The 18,952-nt window shown below is 65.8% G+C and carries 20 protein-coding genes; 10 read left to right on the forward strand and 10 right to left on the reverse strand.

Annotation, left to right across the window (positions count from 1 at the left end):
- Nucleotides 1-67 precede the first annotated feature (67 nt).
- The 6 genes from B9Z01_RS33830 to B9Z01_RS33855 all read right to left on the reverse strand — a co-directional run bounded on the left by B9Z01_RS33830 (nt 68) and on the right by B9Z01_RS33855 (nt 7,770).
- Entirely contained in the window at nt 68-1,240 is a 1,173-nt protein-coding gene (locus tag B9Z01_RS33830) for an enoyl-CoA hydratase/isomerase family protein (protein WP_085489867.1), read from the reverse strand.
- Nucleotides 1,237-2,049, reverse strand: coding sequence for an enoyl-CoA hydratase (locus B9Z01_RS33835; protein WP_085489868.1), 813 nt, complete (start codon nt 2,047-2,049; stop codon nt 1,237-1,239). Before B9Z01_RS33835 ends, B9Z01_RS33830 begins: the two co-directional genes overlap by 4 nt.
- Nucleotides 2,046-2,960: a 3-hydroxyisobutyrate dehydrogenase gene (gene mmsB, locus B9Z01_RS33840; RefSeq protein WP_085489869.1), complete on the reverse strand. Its 915-nt coding sequence runs from the start codon at nt 2,958-2,960 to the stop codon at nt 2,046-2,048. The genes B9Z01_RS33835 and mmsB overlap by 4 nt, the downstream gene beginning before the upstream one ends.
- A 99-nt stretch (nt 2,961-3,059) precedes the next feature.
- Nucleotides 3,060-4,619: a CoA-acylating methylmalonate-semialdehyde dehydrogenase gene (locus B9Z01_RS33845; RefSeq protein WP_085489870.1), complete on the reverse strand. Its 1,560-nt coding sequence runs from the start codon at nt 4,617-4,619 to the stop codon at nt 3,060-3,062.
- A 108-nt stretch (nt 4,620-4,727) separates the two neighbouring features.
- Nucleotides 4,728-6,419, reverse strand: a complete 1,692-nt coding sequence (locus B9Z01_RS33850; protein ID WP_085489871.1) for an AMP-binding protein — start codon at nt 6,417-6,419, stop codon at nt 4,728-4,730.
- 217 nt (nt 6,420-6,636) lie between these two features.
- Nucleotides 6,637-7,770, reverse strand: a complete 1,134-nt coding sequence (locus tag B9Z01_RS33855; RefSeq protein WP_085489872.1) for an acyl-CoA dehydrogenase family protein — start codon at nt 7,768-7,770, stop codon at nt 6,637-6,639.
- A gap of 280 nt (nt 7,771-8,050) precedes the next feature.
- On the opposite strand from B9Z01_RS33855, the gene B9Z01_RS33860 reads away from it, so the two are divergent.
- The 6 genes from B9Z01_RS33860 (at nt 8,051) to B9Z01_RS33885 (ending at nt 14,621) form a co-directional block, all read left to right on the forward strand.
- Entirely contained in the window at nt 8,051-9,088 is a 1,038-nt protein-coding gene (locus B9Z01_RS33860) for an AraC family transcriptional regulator (protein WP_085489873.1), read from the forward strand.
- Between the two features lie 85 nt (nt 9,089-9,173).
- Nucleotides 9,174-10,853 carry an NfeD family protein gene (locus B9Z01_RS33865; RefSeq protein ID WP_085489874.1) on the forward strand — a complete coding sequence of 560 codons (1,680 nt, stop codon included), beginning with the start codon at nt 9,174-9,176 and terminating at the stop codon, nt 10,851-10,853.
- Complete coding sequence (locus B9Z01_RS33870; protein WP_085489875.1) at nt 10,850-11,623, forward strand: slipin family protein; 774 nt, start codon at nt 10,850-10,852, stop codon at nt 11,621-11,623. Before B9Z01_RS33865 ends, B9Z01_RS33870 begins: the two co-directional genes overlap by 4 nt.
- Before the next feature lie 193 nt (nt 11,624-11,816).
- Nucleotides 11,817-12,278 carry a YaiI/YqxD family protein gene (locus B9Z01_RS33875; RefSeq protein ID WP_085489876.1) on the forward strand — a complete coding sequence of 154 codons (462 nt, stop codon included), beginning with the start codon at nt 11,817-11,819 and terminating at the stop codon, nt 12,276-12,278.
- A 366-nt stretch (nt 12,279-12,644) separates the two neighbouring features.
- Nucleotides 12,645-13,946 carry an NCS2 family permease gene (locus B9Z01_RS33880; RefSeq protein WP_085489877.1) on the forward strand — a complete coding sequence of 434 codons (1,302 nt, stop codon included), beginning with the start codon at nt 12,645-12,647 and terminating at the stop codon, nt 13,944-13,946.
- A 141-nt stretch (nt 13,947-14,087) separates the two neighbouring features.
- Complete coding sequence (locus B9Z01_RS33885; protein ID WP_085489878.1) at nt 14,088-14,621, forward strand: cytochrome b; 534 nt, start codon at nt 14,088-14,090, stop codon at nt 14,619-14,621.
- 61 nt (nt 14,622-14,682) lie between these two features.
- Here B9Z01_RS33885 and B9Z01_RS33890 read toward each other — a convergent pair whose 3' ends face one another.
- Complete coding sequence (locus B9Z01_RS33890) at nt 14,683-14,973, reverse strand: DUF1488 family protein (RefSeq protein ID WP_085489879.1); 291 nt, start codon at nt 14,971-14,973, stop codon at nt 14,683-14,685.
- A 391-nt stretch (nt 14,974-15,364) separates the two neighbouring features.
- On the opposite strand from B9Z01_RS33890, the gene B9Z01_RS33895 reads away from it, so the two are divergent.
- Nucleotides 15,365-15,673, forward strand: a complete 309-nt coding sequence (locus B9Z01_RS33895; RefSeq protein WP_085489880.1) for a 2Fe-2S iron-sulfur cluster-binding protein — start codon at nt 15,365-15,367, stop codon at nt 15,671-15,673.
- Nucleotides 15,674-15,792: 119 nt separating this feature from the next.
- Here the strand turns inward: B9Z01_RS33895 and B9Z01_RS33900 are convergent, their stop codons facing one another.
- The 3 genes from B9Z01_RS33900 to B9Z01_RS33910 form a co-directional block, all read right to left on the reverse strand.
- Nucleotides 15,793-15,987 carry a YqaE/Pmp3 family membrane protein gene (locus B9Z01_RS33900; protein ID WP_085489881.1) on the reverse strand — a complete coding sequence of 65 codons (195 nt, stop codon included), beginning with the start codon at nt 15,985-15,987 and terminating at the stop codon, nt 15,793-15,795.
- 96 nt (nt 15,988-16,083) lie between these two features.
- Nucleotides 16,084-16,275, reverse strand: coding sequence for a DUF1653 domain-containing protein (locus B9Z01_RS33905; protein WP_085489882.1), 192 nt, complete (start codon nt 16,273-16,275; stop codon nt 16,084-16,086).
- 45 nt (nt 16,276-16,320) lie between these two features.
- Nucleotides 16,321-16,965, reverse strand: coding sequence for a helix-turn-helix transcriptional regulator (locus B9Z01_RS33910; RefSeq protein WP_085489920.1), 645 nt, complete (start codon nt 16,963-16,965; stop codon nt 16,321-16,323).
- 268 nt (nt 16,966-17,233) lie between these two features.
- Between B9Z01_RS33910 and B9Z01_RS33915 the strand changes: the two genes are divergently transcribed.
- From B9Z01_RS33915 to infA, 3 genes are all read left to right on the forward strand, one after another.
- Entirely contained in the window at nt 17,234-17,452 is a 219-nt protein-coding gene (locus B9Z01_RS33915; protein WP_085489883.1) for a hypothetical protein, read from the forward strand.
- 553 nt (nt 17,453-18,005) lie between these two features.
- On the forward strand, nt 18,006-18,287 hold the full coding sequence (locus B9Z01_RS33920) for a hypothetical protein (protein WP_085489884.1): 282 nt from the start codon (nt 18,006-18,008) through the stop codon (nt 18,285-18,287).
- A 178-nt stretch (nt 18,288-18,465) separates the two neighbouring features.
- A complete protein-coding gene (infA, locus tag B9Z01_RS33925; RefSeq protein WP_085489885.1) occupies nt 18,466-18,738 on the forward strand; it encodes a translation initiation factor IF-1 in 273 nt (90 codons plus the stop codon).
- The last annotated feature ends 214 nt before the right edge of the window (nt 18,739-18,952 follow it).

Genomic DNA, 18,952 nt, shown 5'->3' on the forward strand with positions numbered 1-18,952 from the left:
AGGCCGCGGCGCCCACGGGTTGCGCGTCCGAATGGGCTCGCGGTAACAGGAAACGTCCGAGGGAGCGTCAGTTCTTCAGTCGGTCGCGCACCGCGTCGGCTGCGGCGCCGAGCCCCGCCAACGGATGCGCTTCGTGTGTCCACGGCGAGCCCAGAAAATGCCTGACGCGCTCAGGTCCCACCTCGGCCAGCGTCGCGGGCGACCAGCGCGGCTCGCGATCCTTGTCGATCAGCAGCGCGCGCACGCCTTCGCGGAAATCGCCCTCCTCGATCGCGCGCTTCACGATGCCCAGCTCCATCCGGAAGCATTCGGCAAGCGTCATCTGCCGGCCGCGCAATAGCGCCTCGCGCGTCACGTGCAGCATCGTCGGCGAGAGGGACGTGAGTGTGTCGTAAGTTGCCTGCAGCCATTGCCGCACCTCGCGCGGCGGTTCGCGTTCGAGATCGTGGCGCAGTGTCGCGACGATCCGCTCGACGCTCGAACGCCGATCGAAGTGCCGCATGATCAGTTGCGTGAACGGGGCGAGCGGCGCGTGCGGCACGACGTTGCACGGCGGCTCGAACACGCCGCGCAATGCCTCCATGCACTCGCCTGCGTGTGGCATGCGTTGCAGGCGCTCCTCGAAGCTCGCGAGCCACTCGGCCGGCACGCACAGGTCGGCCAGATGCAGACGCACGGCGTCGGCGCCGGAGAGGGTCGCGCCGGTCAGTCCGGCATACAGCTCGAGCTCGGCCGGCATCACGCTCAGAAAATGGCTCGCGCCGACGTCCGGCACGAAGCCGATGCGCGTCTCCGGCATCGCGATGCGGCTGCGCTCCGTGGCGATGCGCAGCCGCGCCGCCTGCCCGAGCCCCATGCCGCCGCCCATGGCGATGCCGTCGAGCAGCGCGACCACCGGCTTCGGAAACGTGTGCAGCACATAGTCGAGCCGGTATTCGTCGATGAAAAACGCGAGCCAGCGCGCATCACCGTGCGTCGCGAGCCGATACACCTCGCGCACGTCGCCTCCTGCGCAGAAGCCTCTGTCGCCCGCGCCTTTCAGCACGAGCGCGACGATCCCGCTGTCGGTGCGGCAATGCTCGACGAGCATCGCGAGTTCGCGCACCATCGCGTGCGATAGCGCATTGAGCGCGGCCGGCCGGTTCAGCGTGACGATCGCGACGCGGTTAACGACGCGAAACAGAATCTCGCGCTCCACTTGCGGGCTGGTCTCGTGGCGCGCCTCGGGCACAGCGCTCATCGGCCCATCTCCTCGAGCGCACCGTCTGCCTGCCCGCTCGTCTGCCAGCGCGGCGCGCGTTTTTCGAGGAACGCGTTGACACCTTCGCGCTGATCGGCGCCGTCGAACAGATCGACGAAACGCTCGCGTTCGAGCGCGAGCGCCGCCGCGCGCGGCACACCATGACGCGCCTCATGGATCAGCTCCTTGCTGAAGCTCACCGCCTGCGGGCTCAAACCAGCCACACGCTGCGCCATGCTCAACGCGGCTTCATGCGCGCTGCCCCGCTCCACGACATCCTCGACGAGACCGATGCGCAAAGCGGTCGCCGCATCGACGCGCTCGCCGGTCAGAATCATGCGCTTGGCCCAGCCCTCGCCGACGAGCCACGGCAGCGTCTGCGTGCCGCAGCCGCACGGCAGCAGGCCGACCGCGGTCTCGGGCAAAGCCATCACCGCGTGTTGCTCCGCGATGCGGATATCGCACGCGAGCGCGCATTCGAGGCCGCCGCCCATCGCATAGCCGTTGATCGCCGCGATCACGACGGGCCGCGCGTTCTGCAAGGCTTCGAAGGCCGCACCGAAGCGCGCCGCCGCCGTGCGCGCGACTTCGCGATTGCCGTCGGCGAACGTGTTCAGATCGGCGCCCGCGCTGAAAAACTTTGGCCCGTCACCGGTGATGACGACCGCGCGCACGCGCGCATCGCCGTTCAGTTGCCCGACGAGGTGTTGCAATTGCAGCAGGCCGTCCGGCGTGAACGCGTTGGCGGGCGGGCGTTTGAGCGTCAGCAGCGCGACAGCGCCGTCGTGCGCGTAGTCGAGGCCGATCATCGGGCGCCTCCGTTGCCCTCTTCACCGTCATCATGCCGATACAGCTTGATGACCGCCGAAAAGTCCAGCCGTCCCGCGCCGTTCGTGCTCACCGTTTGATAAAGCTGTTGCGCGAGCGCACCGAGATAGACCGGTTGACGCACGCTGCGTGCCGCGTCGGTGGCGAGGCCGAGGTCCTTCAGCATCAGATCCGTGCCGAAGCCGCCCGTATAGCCGCGCGAGGACGGCGCGGTCGCGATCACGCCGGGCATCGGATTGTAGGTATCCGAACTCCAGCAGCGTCCGGTCGACGTGTTGATGATGCTGCCGAGCACTTTCGTATCGATGCCGAGCGCCTCGCCGAGCGACATCGCCTCCGCGACGCCCGCCATCGAAATGCCGAGCACGAGGTTGTTGCAGATCTTCGCGACCTGGCCCGTGCCGGTGTCGCCGCAATGCACGATGTTCTTGCCCATTGCCGAGAGCACGGGCTTGACCTGCTCGTACGCGCTCGCGCTGCCGCCGACCATGAAGGTCAGCGTGCCGGCCGCCGCGCCGCCGGTGCCGCCCGAGACCGGCGCGTCGACGAAGCTGTTGCCGTGGCGCGCCGCGAGTTCGGCGCACGCCTTCACGGTGGCGGGGTCGATCGTGCTCGAATCGATGATGACAACGCCTTTCGCGATGCCGGCGAGGATGCCGTCGTCCGCGCCTAGCACGCTGCGCACGTGAGCCGCCGCGGGCAGCATCGTGATTACGCATTCGGCGCCGGTCACGGCCGCCTTCGGCGAACCAGCCGCTTGCGCACCTGCGTCGACGAGTGTCTGCACGGCCTGCGCACTGAGGTCGAACACGCTGAGCGCGTGGCCCGCCTTCAGCAGGTTGAGCGCCATCGGCGCGCCCATGTTGCCGAGTCCGATAAAGCCTATTTTCATGGTGCCGTCTCCCGTATGGCCCGTGCTTCTGGTTCGTGCTTCTGGTTCGTGTTTCTGGCCTGTGTTTCGCGAGGTTTCCCCGTTGCGCGCGCAAACCGCTCAACGCAGGCGAATCGTCGTGTTGACACCGTCGTTGACGGTGTCGTCGTCGAACCAGCGGGCCGTGACCGTCTTGGTCTGCGTGTAGAACTGCACGACCTGCTTGCCGTACGGGCCGAGGTCGCCGAGCTTCGAGCCGCGCGAACCGGTGAAGCTGAAAAACGGCACCGGCACCGGAATCGGAATGTTGATGCCGACCTGGCCGATATCGATCTCGCTCTGGAATTTGCGCGCCGCCGCGCCGCTTTGCGTGAAGAGGCCAACGCCGTTGCCGAACGGATTGCGGTTGACGAGCGCGATCGCGTCGTCGAGCGTGGCGACGCTCAGCACCACGAGCACCGGCCCGAAAATTTCGGTGCGATAGATTTCCATCTCCGTTGTGACGTCGGCGAACACGGTCGGGCCGATGAAGTTGCCCTGCTCGTAACCGGGCACATGCACGTCGCGACCGTCGAGCGCGAGCGTCGCGCCTTCCTTCACGCCCGCGTCGATCAAGCTGAGAATGCGTTGCTTCGCCGCGCGCGACACCACCGGGCCGACATCCGTGCCCGCCTCGTGACCCGCGTTGATCTTCAGCGTCTTCGCCTTCGCGACGAGATCGGGCAGCCACTCGCGCGCAGCACCGACGAGCACCGCCACCGAGGTCGCCATGCAGCGCTGTCCGGCCGCGCCGAACGCCGCGCCCGCGAGCGCGTTGAGCGTCTGCTCGCGGTTCGCGTCGGGCAGCACGACCGCGTGATTCTTCGCGCCCATCATCGATTGCACGCGCTTGCCGTGCTCGCTGCCGAGGCGATACACATGCGTGCCGACCGCCGTCGAGCCGACGAACGAAATCGCCTTCACGAGTTCGTGCGTGCAGAGCGCGTCGACCACGTCCTTGCCGCCGTGCACGACATTGAGCACGCCCTTCGGCACGCCGGCTTCGAGCGCGAGTTCGACGAGTTGCATCGTCGATAGCGGATCCTGTTCCGAGGGCTTCAGCACGAACGTGTTGCCGCACACGAGCGCCATCGGGAACATCCACAGCGGGATCATCGCGGGGAAGTTGAACGGCGTGATGCCGGCGCACACGCCGAGCGGCTGCCGCAATGTATAGGTGTCCACACCACCCGCGACGTTCTCGACGAATTCGCCCTGCTGCAAGGTGCCGATCGAGCACGCATGCTCGACCACTTCGAGGCCGCGGAAAATATCGCCTTCGGCATCGGGAATCGTCTTGCCCTGCTCGGCGGAAAGCGTCTTCGCGATGCGCGGCATGTGCTCGCGAATCAGCGCCTGGTACCTGAGCATGATGCGCATGCGCGCGCCGACCGGCGTGTCTTTCCAGGTCTGGAACGCGGCATGCGCGCTGCGTACCGCCTCGTCGACCTCCGCGACAGTCGCGAACGGCACGCGCGCGAGCACCGCCTGAGTGGCCGGGTTCACGATCTCGCGCCACTCGGCCGTCTTCGATTCGACGAATTCGCCGTTGATCAGCAGCTTGACGGTGGCAGGCGCGCCGCTGCCGGCAACGTCGCGGCTGGACTCTTTCGAAGCCTCTTTCGAAGCAATGGTGCTCATGCTGAAACTCCTGTGCGATGGCCGCGCGGCGGCCGGACAGTGACGAAGATGAAAAACCGCTGGCCCCTCGAAGCCGGAGCCTGAAAACAGAACAGGCGCGCGAGGCGATCAGCGCAGATCCGGAAAGTCCTCTTCCCAGTACTCGTCAGGCAAACGCGCGGGTTCGGCCGCGCGCTCCATTTCACGGCGCCGCAATTCGACGCGGCGAATCTTGCCGGAGATCGTCTTCGGCAGTTCGCTGAATTGCAGACGGCGAATCCGCTTGTACGGCGCGAGCTTTTCGCGCGAGAACGCGAACACCGCGCGCGCGAGTTCGGGTCCGGCCTCGTAGCCCTGGCGTACGGTGACGAACGCCTTCGGCACCGACAAACGCACGGCGTCGGCGCTCGGCACGACAGCCGCCTCGCCGATCGCCTCGTGCTCGATCAGCACGCTTTCGAGTTCGAACGGGCTCAGCCGGTAGTCGGACGATTTGAATACGTCATCGGCGCGGCCGACGTACACGTAGTAGCCGTCGTCGCGGCGCAGCGCGACATCGGACGTGCGATAGAAACCGTTGCGCATGGCCTGGGTGGTCGCGGTCGCGTTGTTCGCATAGCCGGTCATGAGACCGAGCGGACGCTCGGCAAGCGGCAGCGCGATTTCGCCTTCGGTGACGGGCTGATCGTCGGCGTCGAGCAGTTCGATCCGGTAGCCCGGCAGCGGGCGGCCCATCGAGCCGGGCACGACCGGCTGCCCCGGCGAGTTGCCGATCTGGCAGGTGGTTTCGGTCTGGCCGAAGCCGTCGCGAATCGTGATGCCCCACGCGTGCTTCACGCGCTCGATGATCTCGGGATTGAGCGGCTCGCCCGCGCCGACGATCTCGCGCAGCTTCACCGGATAATCGGCGAGACGCTCCTGCACGAGCATGCGCCAGACGGTCGGCGGCGCGCACAGCGTGCTCACGTTGAAGCGTACGAGCGCATTGAGCGTGTCTTTCGGCACGAAGCGCGCGAAGTTGAACACGAACACGCAGGCCTGTGCGTTCCACGGCGCGAAGAAACAGCTCCATGCGTGCTTGGCCCAGCCCGGCGAACTGATGTTCCAATGAATGTCGCCCGGTTGCAGACCGATCCAGTACATCGTCGACAGATGCCCGACCGGATAGCTCTCGTGCGTGTGCTCGACGAGCTTCGGCTTCGACGTGGTGCCGGACGTGAAATACAGCAGCAGCGGATCGCTCGCGCGCGTGACGCCATCCGGCGTGAATTGCGGCGACGCGTCGCGGGCGGCGGCGAGATCGGTCCAGCCATCGCGCGCCGCGCCGACCGAGAAGCGCGTGAGCGGCACGTCGAGCGTGTCGAATTTGCCCAGCTCCGCGCTATCGGCCACGACGAACTTCGCGCCGCCGATCTGCACGCGGTCGCGCACGTCGTCGGCGGAAAGCTGGGTGGTGGCGGGCAGCACGATCGCGCCGAGCTTCATCGCCGCGAGCATCACGTCCCACAGTTCGACGCGGTTCGGCAGCATCAGCAGCACGCGGTCGCCACGGCCGACACCCGCGCCGCGCAGAAAGTTCGCCATGCGCGAAGAGCGCTCCGACATCTGTGCGTAGGAGAGGCGCAGGCCGTCGCTCGCGGGATCGTCGACGATCCACAGCGCAGGGTTGTCGTTGCCGAGCGCGATCGTGTCGAAGTAGTCGAGCGCCCAGTTGAATTCGCCCAGCGCCGGCCATGCGAATTCGCGATACGCGCGGTCGTAGTCGGTCCTGTGGCGCAATAGCAGATCGCGCGCTTCGAGAAAGCCTTTCGCTGCTGTCATCGTTGTCTCCTGTCGATCGGCAGGGGGCTTGGGCACCTGCTCAAGTCCCACACAAAGCTCCTGCTCCGATCCCATGCAAGATGGTTGCCGTGGGCGCGCTGTGCGCTCCGTTTTTTTGCCGGTTACCGCTGAGGTTACCTCTGAAGCTACCGCCAGGACTGCCACCGTCGTTACCGCATGCTCGCCGCGAATCACCAGCGGCCAGGCTATTTTGCGCTCAAACGTGACGCGCAATCACCATGCGTTGCACTTCGCTCGTGCCTTCGTAGATCTGCGTGATGCGCGCGTCGCGATAGTGACGCTCGACCGCGTAGTCTTCGAGGTAGCCATAGCCGCCGTGAATCTGGATCGCGTTCGAGCAGATTTCCTCGGCCAGCTCCGAGGCGAACAGCTTCGCCTGCGACGCTTCCGACAGACACGGCCGCCCCGCCGAGCGCAGCCGCGCCGCGTGATGCACGAGCAGGCGCGCGGCGGAGAGGCGCGTCGCCATATCCGCGAGCATGTTGGCGATCGTCTGATGGTCCTTGAGCGGCTTGCCGAACTGTTCGCGCTCGCTCGCATAGCGGCGCGCGGCGTCGAATGCGGCGCGCGCGATGCCGACCGCCTGCGCCGCGATGCCGATGCGCCCGCCCTCGAGATTCGACAGCGCGATGCGCAGGCCCTCGCCCGGCTCGCCGAGCAGATTGGCTTCGGGGACCGCGCAGTTGTCGAGCGAAATCGGGCAGGTGTCGGACGCACGAATGCCGAGCTTGTGCTCAGGCCGGCCCACGTTGAAGCCCGGCGTGCCGGTCGGCACGATGAACGCCGACAGGCCGCGCTTGCCGCGTTCGGGATCGGTCACCGCGAATACGATCGCAAGACCGGCGCGCGCGCCGTTGGTCACGAACTGCTTGCTGCCGTTGAGAATCCATTGCCCATCGCGCAGCACGGCGCGGGTGCGCAGATTGTTCGCCTCGGAGCCCGCCTGCGGCTCGGTCAGACAGAATGCGCCGATCGTGCGGCCGCTCGCGAGATCGTGCAGATAGCGGTCTTTCTGCGCGGCGCTGCCGAAGTTGAGAATCGGCCCGCAGCCAACCGAATTGTGCACACTCATGAGCGTGGCGCACGCGGCGCAGCCGGCCGCGATTTCTTCGAGCGCGAGCGCGTAAGCGACGTAGTCGGTGTACGAGCCGCCCCACTCGGGCGGCACGATCATGCCGAGAAAACCCAGTTCGCCCATCTGCGCGACGACCTCGGCGGGCAGTTGCGCGTCGCGATCCCATTGCGCCGCGTGCGGCGCGAGACGCTCGGTCGCGAAGTCGCGCGCGGCGTCGCGGATCATCCGTTGTTCGTCGGTGTAGAAGCTGTCCATGACTGCGTCCTGTTGTGTGCAGACGAGGCTGCGGGCGATGGCCGCGCTCGCTGGCGCCCATTGCCGCCGCTGATCGCTCGTTACTGATTGCTCGTTGCTGCAAGTGTAGGCAAGCGGCCCGCGACGCTCGATGCTCGCTGCGCTCATTGTTGCTGAGCGCTTTTGCCATACTGCTACCATGCGTGTGCCTGCAGCCCCGCTATTTCTGGGGGTTTTGCCTACCCTCGACAACCTGCTGCTGAGCGCTTTTGCCAGATCGACCGGACTCCCTTACCCAGACATGAAAAGCGACAAAGGCACGATTTCCGTCAGTCTCGTCGAGGAAACGCTCGCGCTCGCGCGGGCACGCGGCCTCGATGCGCTGCCGCTCGCCGAAGCCGCGGGCATCGCCGCGCCGATGCTCGCGTCGCCGAAAAGCCGCGTGTCGTCGGCGCAATACGGCGCGCTGTGGGCCGGCATCGCGCGCGCACTCGACGACGAATTCTTCGGCCAGGACTCGCATCCGATGAAAAGCGGCAGCTTCATCGCGATGACGCAGATGGCGCTCGGCGCGCGCAACGGCGCGCAGGCGCTCGCGCGCGCGGTCGGCTTCATGCGGCTCGTGCTCGACGACCTCGGCGCGACGATCGAAACGCACGCGCAGCACGTGCGGCTCAAATTCGTCGAACGCGAAGGCGCGGCCGCGCCGGCGATGTTCGCGTACGCGACGTATTTCATCCTCGTCTACGGGCTCGTGTGCTGGCTCGTCGGACGGCGCATTCCGTTGCTCGAAGCGCGCTTTCGCTGCGCCGCGCCTCCCGCCGCGCACGAATACGAGCTGATGTTCTGCGAGCGGATGCATTTCGGCGAGCCCGAGTCGTATGTCGACCTCGAACCCGCCTTTCTCGAACTGCCCGTGATCCAGACCACGCGCTCGGCGCGCGCGTTTCTGCGCGATGCGCCCGGCAGCTTCATCGTCAAATACCGCAATGCCGGCTCGCTCGCCGCGCGCGTGCGCAAGGCGCTGCGCGCGCTGCCGACGGCGAACTGGCCTGCCGCCGATCAGATGGCCGCGCGCCTGCATGTCGCCGAGGCCACGATGCGGCGGCATCTGAAGCAGGAAGGCTATACGTATCAGTCGATCAAGGACGCGCTGCGGCGCGACATCGCGATTGAGCAATTGCAGCGCACGCACCGCACGATCGCCGACATCGCCAACGCGGTCGGCTTTGCGGAACCGAGCGCGTTTCATCGCGCGTTTCGCAAGTGGACCGGCATGCGGCCGGCCGACTATCGCCCGGCCAGGGGCGATTTCACGCGCCGCGCGGAATCGGACTAAGCTTTAAGCAACAACGGGCCAGCCTTGATCGAGGTATCGGCCCGCGCCCGCCCAGCATCATCGGCGAGCGCGGCGGCCGTCGGCGATGAACACGTATCCGCGTCTCCCGCTCCGGCAGTCCGGTTCGCGCAGCCCACCTGGCCAAGGCGGTGCGGCGCGCCGGTTGATGCGCGCCATAGGCGCGCGCGGTCGGCTGTTGCCGGTTGGGCTGGCATTTGCGTCGGTTTTGGCGTTGCTGTCCGGGTTCGCATCCGGGTTCGCGGCGCGCGAAGGCCTCGCGCCGGTGCAAGCGGCCAATGCCGCCACGGTCGCGGCGGCAACCGCGAACAGCGTCGTCGTGATTCCGGTGAACGGCGCGATCGGACCGGCCAGCGCCGATTTCATCGTGCGCGGCCTGCAACGCGCCGCGAGCCAGCGCGCGCAGCTCGCGGTGCTGCAGCTCGATACGCCGGGCGGGCTCGATACGTCGATGCGGCAAATCATCAAGGCAATACTCGGCTCTCCGGTGCCGGTCGCGACCTTCATCGCACCGAGCGGCGCGCGGGCGGCCAGTGCGGGCACCTACATCGTCTACGCGAGCCATATCGCGGCGATGGCGCCGGGCACCAATCTCGGCGCCGCGACGCCGATCGAGATGGGGATCGGCGGGGCCGAGCCGCCTTCCGGCGGTGGTGCGCCGGGCTTGCCGGATATGCGCGGCATGACAGGCGGCGCGTCCGGGCCTTCGGCGCCGGGTTCCTCGGCATCGGAGCCTTCGGCGTCCGGATCTGCTTCGGCATCAGCATCCGCCTCAGGCGCCGCAGCCGCTCTCCCTCTTGACACCCAATCGACCGAACTGCGCAAGCAGGTCCACGACGCGGCCGCCTACATCCGCGGCCTCGCGCAGATGCGCGGGCGCAACGCCGACTGGGCCGAGCGCGCGGTCCGTGAAGCGGTGAGCCTGTCCGACGAGGAAGCGCTCGCGCAGCACGTCATCGACGTGGTCGCGCGCGATGTGCCCGACCTGCTGCGCCAGGTGAACGGCCGCACGATCGCGACGAGCACCGGCAGCGTCACGCTGCACACCGCCCACGCGCCGCTCGTCGTGCTCGAACCCGACTGGCGCAGCCGCTTTCTCGCCGTCATCACCGATCCGAGCGTGGCACTGATCCTGCTGATGATCGGCATGTACGGCCTGTTCTTCGAATTCGCGAATCCGGGCTTCGTGCTGCCTGGCGTGGTCGGCGCGATCAGCCTGCTGCTCGGCCTGTTCGCGATGCAGATGCTGCCCGTGAGCTATGTCGGCCTCGGGCTCGTCTTTCTCGGCATCGCGTTCCTGATCGGCGAAGCGTTCTTGCCGACCTTCGGCTCGCTCGGCTTCGGCGGCGTGGTCGCGTTCGTGATCGGCGCGATGATGCTGATGGACACCGACGTGCCCGGCTATGGCATCCCGCTGCCGCTGATCGCGGCGGTGGTCGTGTTCAGCGTCGCGTTCGTGCTCGGGGTGTCGCAGCTCGCGTTGCGCGCGCGGCGGCGGCCGGTCGTGACGGGCTCCGAGGCGCTGATCGGCTGCGTCGGCGTAGTGCTGGACGGCGGCTTGCTGCCCGAGAACCCAACGGGCGGCATGCTGGGAGGCTGGGCCCGCGTGCACGGCGAGCGCTGGCGCGTGTCGAGCACGGCGCCGGCCGCGGCGGGCCAAAGCGTGCGCGTCACCGCGCGGCACGGCCTCACGCTCACCGTGGTGCCCGTCACGCCGCTCGACGCACTGGAAGGAGAACGTTCATGATCGGCTTCACATTCGGCTTCAGCAGCATCCTGATCCTGCTCGCGGCCGTGCTGATTGCTTCATCGGTGCGGATTTTCCGCGAGTACGAACGCGGCGTGGTGTTCATGCTCGGACGCTTCTGGAAGGTCAAGGGCCCGGGGCTCGTGCTGATCATCCCGATCGTGCAGCAGGCGGTGCGCATGGATCTGCGCACCGTCGTGTTCGACGTGCCGCCGCAGGACGTCATCACGCGCGACAACGTATCGGTGAAGGTCAACGCGGTCGTGTATTTCCGCGTGGTCGATCCGGAGAAGGCGGTGATCCAGGTCGCGCGCTACTTCGAGGCAACCAGCCAGCTTTCGCAGACGACGCTGCGCGCGGTGCTCGGCAAACACGATCTCGACCAGTTGCTCTCGGAGCGCGAGCAACTCAACGCCGACATCCAGAAGGTGCTCGATGCGCAGACCGACGCGTGGGGCATCAAGGTGTCGATCGTCGAGATCAAGCACGTGGACATCAACGAAACGATGATCCGCGCGATTGCGCGCCAGGCCGAAGCCGAGCGCGAGCGGCGCGCCAAGGTGATTCACGCGGAGGGCGAATTGCAGGCGTCGCGGCAGTTGCTCGAAGCGGCACAGACGCTCGCGCAGCAGCCGCAGGCGATGCAGTTGCGCTACCTGCAAACGCTGACGACGATCGCCGCCGACAAGAATTCGACGATCGTGTTTCCGCTGCCGATCGACCTCGTGAGCGCGGTGCTGGAGCGGTTCAGCAAACCGTCGGCGCCGTAAAGCGGGGGTGTGCTGGGGATAAGCTCGTCGCGGGGCAATGCGCATGGCGGCGGGTGAATGTGATGGCGGCGCGGCAGGTGGGTGCCTTTGCGCGGTTGCCTTCGCGGGCTTACCGCGCCGCGGCAAGGTATCATCCGCCCCTTCGACACCCTCGCCGCCGCGGATCCGCGCCAAAGCAGCCGGAGCCCACACCATGCCAATCTGGGTCGATGCCGACGCCTGCCCTGCCGTCGTCAAGGACATGCTCTATCGCGCCGCGCGCCGCACCGGCACGACGCTGACGCTCGTCGCCAACACGTTTCTGCGCGTGCCGCCGTCGCCGTTGATTCGCGCGATCCAGGTGCCCGCCGGTTTCGACGCCGCCGATCAGTTGATCGTCGAGCGCGTTGCCACGGGCGACCTCGTGATTACCGCCGACATCCCGCTCGCCGCCGCCGTGCTGGCAAAAGACGCCCACGCGCTCGATCCGCGCGGCAACTGGTTCACGCCCGGCACGATCGAGGAACGGCTGCGCATGCGCTCGATGCTCGACCAGTTGCGCTCGAGCGGCGTCGACACGGGTGGCCCTGCCGCGTTCAGCCCACGCGACGGCAAGACGTTCGCGGGCGAACTGGATCGGTGGCTCGCGCGTAATGCGCCGGGCGCTGCGCACTGATGCGCCGGCACCGAACTAGCCCGGCAAAACGGCGGCTCGAACGAGAATGCCCCGCGCGGAAATTCCTGGGTAAAGTATCTCGAATGGGCCGCGGAAAACCGCGCATAGTCGACCGGCGACAGGTAATGCATGACAGGGGAATACGCACTGCTGTCATGTAGTTCCTGTCCGCAGGCACCCTTGTCCGCAGCACTGGTGCTGCAAACAGATCGACTATCCGAATGACTCGCGCGATTTGCATGCCGCCCATCAAACATGGTCATCCGTTGCAAAAAACACACAACACATGTCACGTTTCCAGCGCCTCGTCCGGGTGATTTCAGAAAGTCTTCTGAGCGATATAGCGCGTGGGGGAATGAAAAAATAATGAATATGTTTAACAACTACTTCGGCATCACACAATCCGGCTCAACCTTGCGCACAGAGGTTCTGGCCGGTTTCACCACCTTCCTGACGATGGCCTACATCATCTTCGTCAACCCGGCGATTCTCGGCGACGCCGGCATGCCGAAGGACGCGGTCTTCGTCGCGACCTGCATCGTGGCCGCGCTCGCCTCGCTGATCATGGGTCTGTACGCGAACTACCCGATCGCGCTCGCGCCCGGCATGGGCCTGAACGCATACTTCGCGTACACGGTCGTGAAGGGCATGGGCTTCACGTGGCAGGCCGCGCTCGGCGCGGTGTTCATCTCCGGCTGCCTGTTCCTGATCGTCACGCTGTTTCGCGTGCGCGAAGTGATCGTCAAAGGCATTCCACACTCGATACGCATTGCGATCACCGGCGGTATCGGCCTCTTTCTCGCGATCATTTCGCTGAAATCGGCCGGCATCGTGGTCGGCAATCCGGCCACGCTCGTCACGCTCGGCAACCTGTACGACCCGCACGTCGTGCTCGCCACCATCGGCTTTTTCGGCATCGTCACGCTCGACTATCTGCGCGTGCGCGGCGCGATCCTGATCGGCATCGTCGGCGTGACCATCCTGAGCTTTTTCTTCGGCGGCAACGAATTTCACGGCATCGTCTCCGCGCCGCCGTCGATCGCGCCGACGCTGTTCCAGCTCGACATCCGCAGCGCGCTCTCCACCGGCATTCTGAATGTGGTGCTGGTGTTCTTCCTCGTCGAACTGTTCGACGCGACCGGCACGCTGATGGGCGTCGCGAACCGCGCGGGGCTGCTCGTCGAAGGCAAGATGCACCGGCTGAACCGCGCGCTGCTCGCCGATAGCACCGCGATTCTGGCCGGCTCGATGCTCGGCACGTCGTCGACCACCGCGTACATCGAAAGCGCCTCGGGCGTGCAGGCGGGCGGGCGTACCGGCGTGACCGCCATCACCGTAGCCGTGCTGTTCGTCGCGGCGCTCTTTTTCGCGCCGCTGGCCGAAGTGGTGCCGCCCTACGCGACCGCGCCCGCGCTGCTGTACGTGTCGTGCCTGATGCTGCGCGAAATGCTCGATCTGCCGTGGGACGACGCAACCGAGGTCGTGCCGGCCGCGCTCACCGCGCTCCTGATGCCGTTCACCTACTCGATCGCCAACGGCGTCGCGTTCGGCTTCATTTCGTACGCGGGCCTCAAGCTGCTGACGGGCCAGGCGCGCCAGGTAAAGCTCGTCGTGTGGATCATCGCGGCGATTTTCCTGTTCCGTTATTTCTACCTCGGCAGCGAGTGACGGCGATTAACGGCGGATAACCAGGAGTAGCCGCGCGCGGGCAAGGATCAACAATGGTTCGTCGACAGAGCCCGTTTCGCTCGGGCACCGTTTATCATCCGATGATTCCAGAAACGATCGGCCTGATCACAGGAGCCCCGCATGTCTTCCTATAGCCGCACGGCGGACCGCTACACGAAGCCCGCCATTTTTTTCCACTGGATCATTTTTCTGCTGGTCGCGCTCGCCTATCTGGCGATCGAGATACGCGGCCCGCGCGGCTCCGACAGCCGCGTGCTCTGGACCGGCGTGCATTTATGGGCGGGCACGCTCGTGCTCACGCTGTCGGTTTTGCGGCTGCTTTGGAGACTCTGGGCCGGCGCGCCGGAGGAAATCGAAAACAACCGGCCGCTCGCGTTTCTCGCGCGCGGCGCGCACCTCGCGCTCTACGTGTTCATCTTTGTGCAACCGCTGCTCGGCATGCTGATGGTCAACGCTGGCGGGCGGCCGGTCACGCTCGCGTGGACGAACATCAGCTTCACGCTGGTCGGCGCGGATTCGATCGCGCGGCCGCTGCTCAAGGACGCGCACGAACTGCTCGGCAACGTGTTCTACGGAGTAATCGGGCTGCACGCGCTGGCGGCAATCGTGCATCACGTGATTTTCAAGGACCGCGCGCTGCGGCGGATAATCTGAGCGCGCAGCGAGAAAGCGCCTGCCGCGCGTGCCGGCACCGCCCACACCCTCGCCCAGTCACTCAGTTACGCCAGTTCGCCTCGTAAAAGCGCACATAGCCGCTTCTGAGCACGAGGCATTGCGCCCGCGTCTCCGACAGCAGGCGGCGCGTGGCGGCCTCGATGCGGGAGCGGTGCGTGTCGAATGCGACGATCATGTCTTCCAGACGCGGCGACGCGGCGCCGAAGTGATCCTCGAGCGCTTCCGCGGTAATCATGCATTCCACCCTCTGCCCATCGATCATCGCGGGAAACGCCAGGGTAAGTTCGCGACCTGAATATTCAGGGGTTTCATTCGGGAAAAGGATCTGCATGGGAGTCACCTGGAAGATTGCCGCGCATGGTGCGACCAGGGTAATGCGCGCACGGGTTGCATCCTGTCGCGTCCGCCGCTCCCCCTCCTTGTCCAATGCAGTCGACGCGGGCCGTCACCCCGCTGCTGCGGCGCGGGTTCGCGACGCGCGGAGGTGAATTGATTTACTTTAGACGAGTTCGCGCAAGGCGCAAGTTTTACCCGGGTTTTCCTTGAGGGGCGGGCCGTGAGCGCGCGCCCTGGCGGGTGCCTTGGTGATACGTCGACGGGTACATTGGTACGCACGCCGGCGCATGTTGCGGCGCGGCATAAAACCGCGCGCGATCCCGTGTAAAGTGTCGCGCACTCAACGTCGCGCAACCCGGTGTTGCGCCCAGCCAAGCACTGACAAGATGTCCGATTCCACCCGCCCGCCTCTGGTTCGCGTCGAGCCGCTCGGCCAGAGCTTCGAGGCACCCGATTCGCTGACGATTCTCGAAGCCGCCGGTTTCGCGAATCTGCGTTTGCCGCGCTCGTGCCGCAACGGCACGTGCCGCACGTGTCTGTGCAGGATGACGGCCGGCCGCGTGCGCTACACGATCGAGTGGCCGGGCCTCAGCCGCGAGGAAAAGGCGGAGGGTTATATCCTGCCGTGTGTGGCGATCGCCGAGACCGACGTGGTGATCGAGGTGCCGGACGCGATCGAACTGGCGGCGCGGTGAGTGGTGGAGAGGCTGAAGGGCGCGGCGCACGGCGCTGCGCCCATGTCATCGAGCAACGCTCGATGCGGGTTTTGACGCGCGTATAGGCCCGATAGGGCTGGTTCACGCTAATGACGGCTCTAATTCCCGTTGCCAAAAGCGCGGGAGATTTTCTTGTCCGTGTTGTACTGGCTCAGCGCATACACCGACCAGATCGCGGCCGGCACCCAGCCGATCAGCGTCACCTGCAGAATCAGGCAGATGATGCCCGCAAACGGACGGCCAATCGTGAAGAACTGCAACCACGGCAAGAGGATGGCAAGCAATAATCGCATTCGGTTTTCCTGTTCCTATCGTTCCGGCAGCCTGCGTCGATCCGCGTGGGCCGCATCGGCCTGTGCCTTGGCCCGCGCATCTGCCTGCGCATCTGCCTAATTAATCGGTGCAAAGCGCGGCACCTTGACGCCTTCCTGCTCGACCAGCTCGAAAAACACCGTAGCGGGCCGTGTCCAGATCGTACCATTGGCCGCCTTGTAGACGATCATCGTGACAGTCGGATCGGATTCGAGCGTGGCCTCGCAGACCAGTTCGTAAATGCCGCCTTTGTAGTGCCGATAACGCATGGTGTGGGTCCTCGTCGAATCAATAAAAGCGCTGTGCGGCCGCCATCAGCCGCCCTCTTTCATCTGCTTCAGGATCTTGTAGACGGTCGCGCGGCCCATCGTCAGCACGGCGGCCACGTAGTTCGCCGAACTGCGGCCGCGAAACGCGCCCTGCGCATGCAGCGCTTCGACGATTTCCCGCTTGTGTTCGCGCGTGAGCGCATTGATGCCGATCTGCCGCTCGCGCAGCCACGTGTGCAGATACGTGTTGATGCGGTCCTGCCAGTCGTCGCGGAACAGATCGTCGGCAGGCGCGGCGGTCATGGAGCCGCCCTTGATGAACAGATCGAGTGTGGAGCGCACGTCCTCGAACACCGCGATATTGAAGTTCACGCACAGCATGCCGGCCGGCTTGCCGTCGTCGTCGAACAGGATGTTGCTCACGCAGCGCATGCGCCGGCCGTCCCAGTTCAGTTTCTCGTACGGGCCGATGGTCTGGCCGCGCGCCGCGTAATGCGCGTCGTCGAGCACCGACGGCGCACCGACCTCGAGCCTCGACAGATTGTTCACGAGATAGGCGATGGTCTGATCGCGCAGGTCGTGAATCACCACTTCGGCGCACGGATAGAGAAGCGCCGCGATGCCGTCGGCGATCGGCGCGTAGCGCTTGAGCAGCAGGTCTTTGACAGGAGACACGTTCGGATTGCGCATGGGAAAAACGCGAGGTTCGAAGGAGGCGGTGCTTACGCGCGTGGCGCGGCGTTGCGAATGACGAAGCGATGCGGCTGGATGCGCCGTACACGCGCAGGCTCGGTGCAGCAACGCGCCATTGTAGCGGCATGGGCTGCGTGTCGCGACGGGTGGACGCCGAGGCGGCGCCTTCTCGGCTTCGCCGCCATGCGGCGTCGCGATTTTTGTCCGCGGCACGAGCACATTTTTTTCGTGCGATAAACACGCATCCAACCGATGGAGCCAACCGATGGCCACGCTCGAAGCGTTTCGCGCCGTGCTCGATGACGAGCGCACGCCTGAAATCATTCGCAACCACATCATCGATTCGCTGCAATACGCGCTGCGCAATTACGGAGCGGTCTTTACCTCGAAGGAAGTCGAATGGCTGCGCGGCTGGGACGACGCGCGCATTCCTCTTGCGGCCGCGCGCGAGTTGCAGAAACGCGTCGCGGAAACCTCGCGCTAAAGCGCACGCGCGGGGCATGCCGCGCGCTATCGCGGTTATCGGCGGTTACCGGCGGTATCGGCGGCTATCGGCACTTACCCGCCTGCCCGCAAAGCCCCGCCAGCCGGGCGTTTCAGGCGCGCACGGAACTTTGTACTATCCAATCGGGCCTATTTCAGGCATCATATTGCAATAGTTGCATTTCGCACCCAGCAGCACTGGCAGCACCAAGCAGTCTCAAACTGGCATCTCCGCACTACCCCCGACTGTTCGATCGCCGCTCGCCGGCGATCCCGTCACCCCGGCAATGCGCCGCAGGCATTCGCCGTCGCAAGTCGTACAACTGAGCGGTTCTGCTTCATGCGTCCGATGCGCGCGACTTCAGCGTGTTTTTCCGTCGCATCCGCGATTTCGCGCGGCCGCTCGAGCCGTTGTCAGTGAGCCTGCGGGTCAGCCTGACCTGTGCCACCCCTTTTCATCGCGGCGCGCCCTTCGGTGCTGCGCCGCCCGGTCCGCGTCCGCGCACTTCCCCCGCGCGCGGCATGCGGACCACGCAATACAGGACATACGTTTCATGAATCCAGCAGTCAAGACCTACAAAGGTTACGAAATTCATCCGCTCGTTTATCCGCGCCGCCCGGCGGGCGCGCAGACGAGCCGGGACCCCGGCGCAGGGTACGACGCGTCGGTGCGCATCTGCCGCGTCGGCGCGAATGCAGCGGCCGAAGGCCGGGTGTTCCGCCTGCAGTATCTGTTTCCGTTCGACGGCATGGGCAAGGCGCGCATCGCATGCATGGCGCACGCCGAACGGTTAATCGACGGTCAGGTGAGCGGCCAGTCGGTCGCCGATCTTTGAGCCGCCGCCGCGGCTACGAAACCGGTGCACCATTAGCGCCATAGCAGGCGAAAGCCGATGCCGCGCGGCGCATTCAGGCGGCGCATTGAGGCACCGCCCCGCCCACCGTATCCGAAGTCCTGCCGCCCGGTTTGCCGGCGGCCGGCACCCTATATATCCCATCGACCAGGAGTTATGCATGGCGAAAGAAGAACTGCTTGAACTTGACGGTATCGTCGACGAAGTGCTTCCGGATAGCCGCTACCGCGTGACGCTCGACAACGGCGTCGTGGTCGGCGCTTACGCATCCGGACGCATGCGCAAGAACCACATCCGTATTCTCGCGGGCGATCGCGTGACGCTCGAAATGTCGGTCTACGACCTGACCAAAGGCCGGATCAATTTCCGCCATAAAGATGAACGCCCGAGCGGCGGCCCCCGTCCGGCATCGCATGCCGCGCGGCGTCGATAAGCGGCGATAAGTAACGGTAACGGCGGCGCACTGCGCACCGGCGAAGCCCGGCGTGCGGTGTGAGGTGGCTCGCTCGAACTGCGCACGAAGGCGCGAGGCCGCATCAGGCTCGTACCTTCTTCACCACTTCACTTCCCGTTCGTTGCCCTGTCCGATTGTTCGGAATACTCATCAATGCATGCGCGAACGTTTTACGCCACGATCTTCCCGACCT

The organism is Paraburkholderia susongensis (genome assembly GCF_900177725.1).
Lineage (GTDB): Bacteria > Pseudomonadota > Gammaproteobacteria > Burkholderiales > Burkholderiaceae > Paraburkholderia > Paraburkholderia susongensis.

Bases quoted from the DNA above. Each gene is read 5' to 3' on its own strand.
- B9Z01_RS33885 (WP_085489878.1), top strand. From the start codon at position 14,088: ATGTCTTCCTATAGCCGCACGGCGGACCGCTACACGAAGCCCGCCATT.
- B9Z01_RS33880 (WP_085489877.1), top strand. From the start codon at position 12,645: ATGAATATGTTTAACAACTACTTCGGCATCACACAATCCGGCTCAACC.
- B9Z01_RS33830 (WP_085489867.1), bottom strand. From the start codon at position 1,240: ATGAGCGCTGTGCCCGAGGCGCGCCACGAGACCAGCCCGCAAGTGGAG.
- B9Z01_RS33910 (WP_085489920.1), bottom strand. From the start codon at position 16,965: ATGCGCAATCCGAACGTGTCTCCTGTCAAAGACCTGCTGCTCAAGCGC.
- infA (WP_085489885.1), top strand. From the start codon at position 18,466: ATGGCGAAAGAAGAACTGCTTGAACTTGACGGTATCGTCGACGAAGTG.
- B9Z01_RS33835 (WP_085489868.1), bottom strand. From the start codon at position 2,049: ATGATCGGCCTCGACTACGCGCACGACGGCGCTGTCGCGCTGCTGACG.
- B9Z01_RS33895 (WP_085489880.1), top strand. From the start codon at position 15,365: ATGTCCGATTCCACCCGCCCGCCTCTGGTTCGCGTCGAGCCGCTCGGC.
- B9Z01_RS33850 (WP_085489871.1), bottom strand. From the start codon at position 6,419: ATGACAGCAGCGAAAGGCTTTCTCGAAGCGCGCGATCTGCTATTGCGC.
- B9Z01_RS33905 (WP_085489882.1), bottom strand. From the start codon at position 16,275: ATGCGTTATCGGCACTACAAAGGCGGCATTTACGAACTGGTCTGCGAG.
- B9Z01_RS33860 (WP_085489873.1), top strand. From the start codon at position 8,051: ATGAAAAGCGACAAAGGCACGATTTCCGTCAGTCTCGTCGAGGAAACG.
- B9Z01_RS33890 (WP_085489879.1), bottom strand. From the start codon at position 14,973: ATGCAGATCCTTTTCCCGAATGAAACCCCTGAATATTCAGGTCGCGAA.
- mmsB (WP_085489869.1), bottom strand. From the start codon at position 2,960: ATGAAAATAGGCTTTATCGGACTCGGCAACATGGGCGCGCCGATGGCG.
- B9Z01_RS33865 (WP_085489874.1), top strand. From the start codon at position 9,174: ATGAACACGTATCCGCGTCTCCCGCTCCGGCAGTCCGGTTCGCGCAGC.
- B9Z01_RS33915 (WP_085489883.1), top strand. From the start codon at position 17,234: ATGGCCACGCTCGAAGCGTTTCGCGCCGTGCTCGATGACGAGCGCACG.
- B9Z01_RS33870 (WP_085489875.1), top strand. From the start codon at position 10,850: ATGATCGGCTTCACATTCGGCTTCAGCAGCATCCTGATCCTGCTCGCG.
- B9Z01_RS33845 (WP_085489870.1), bottom strand. From the start codon at position 4,619: ATGAGCACCATTGCTTCGAAAGAGGCTTCGAAAGAGTCCAGCCGCGAC.
- B9Z01_RS33855 (WP_085489872.1), bottom strand. From the start codon at position 7,770: ATGGACAGCTTCTACACCGACGAACAACGGATGATCCGCGACGCCGCG.
- B9Z01_RS33920 (WP_085489884.1), top strand. From the start codon at position 18,006: ATGAATCCAGCAGTCAAGACCTACAAAGGTTACGAAATTCATCCGCTC.
- B9Z01_RS33875 (WP_085489876.1), top strand. From the start codon at position 11,817: ATGCCAATCTGGGTCGATGCCGACGCCTGCCCTGCCGTCGTCAAGGAC.
- B9Z01_RS33900 (WP_085489881.1), bottom strand. From the start codon at position 15,987: ATGCGATTATTGCTTGCCATCCTCTTGCCGTGGTTGCAGTTCTTCACG.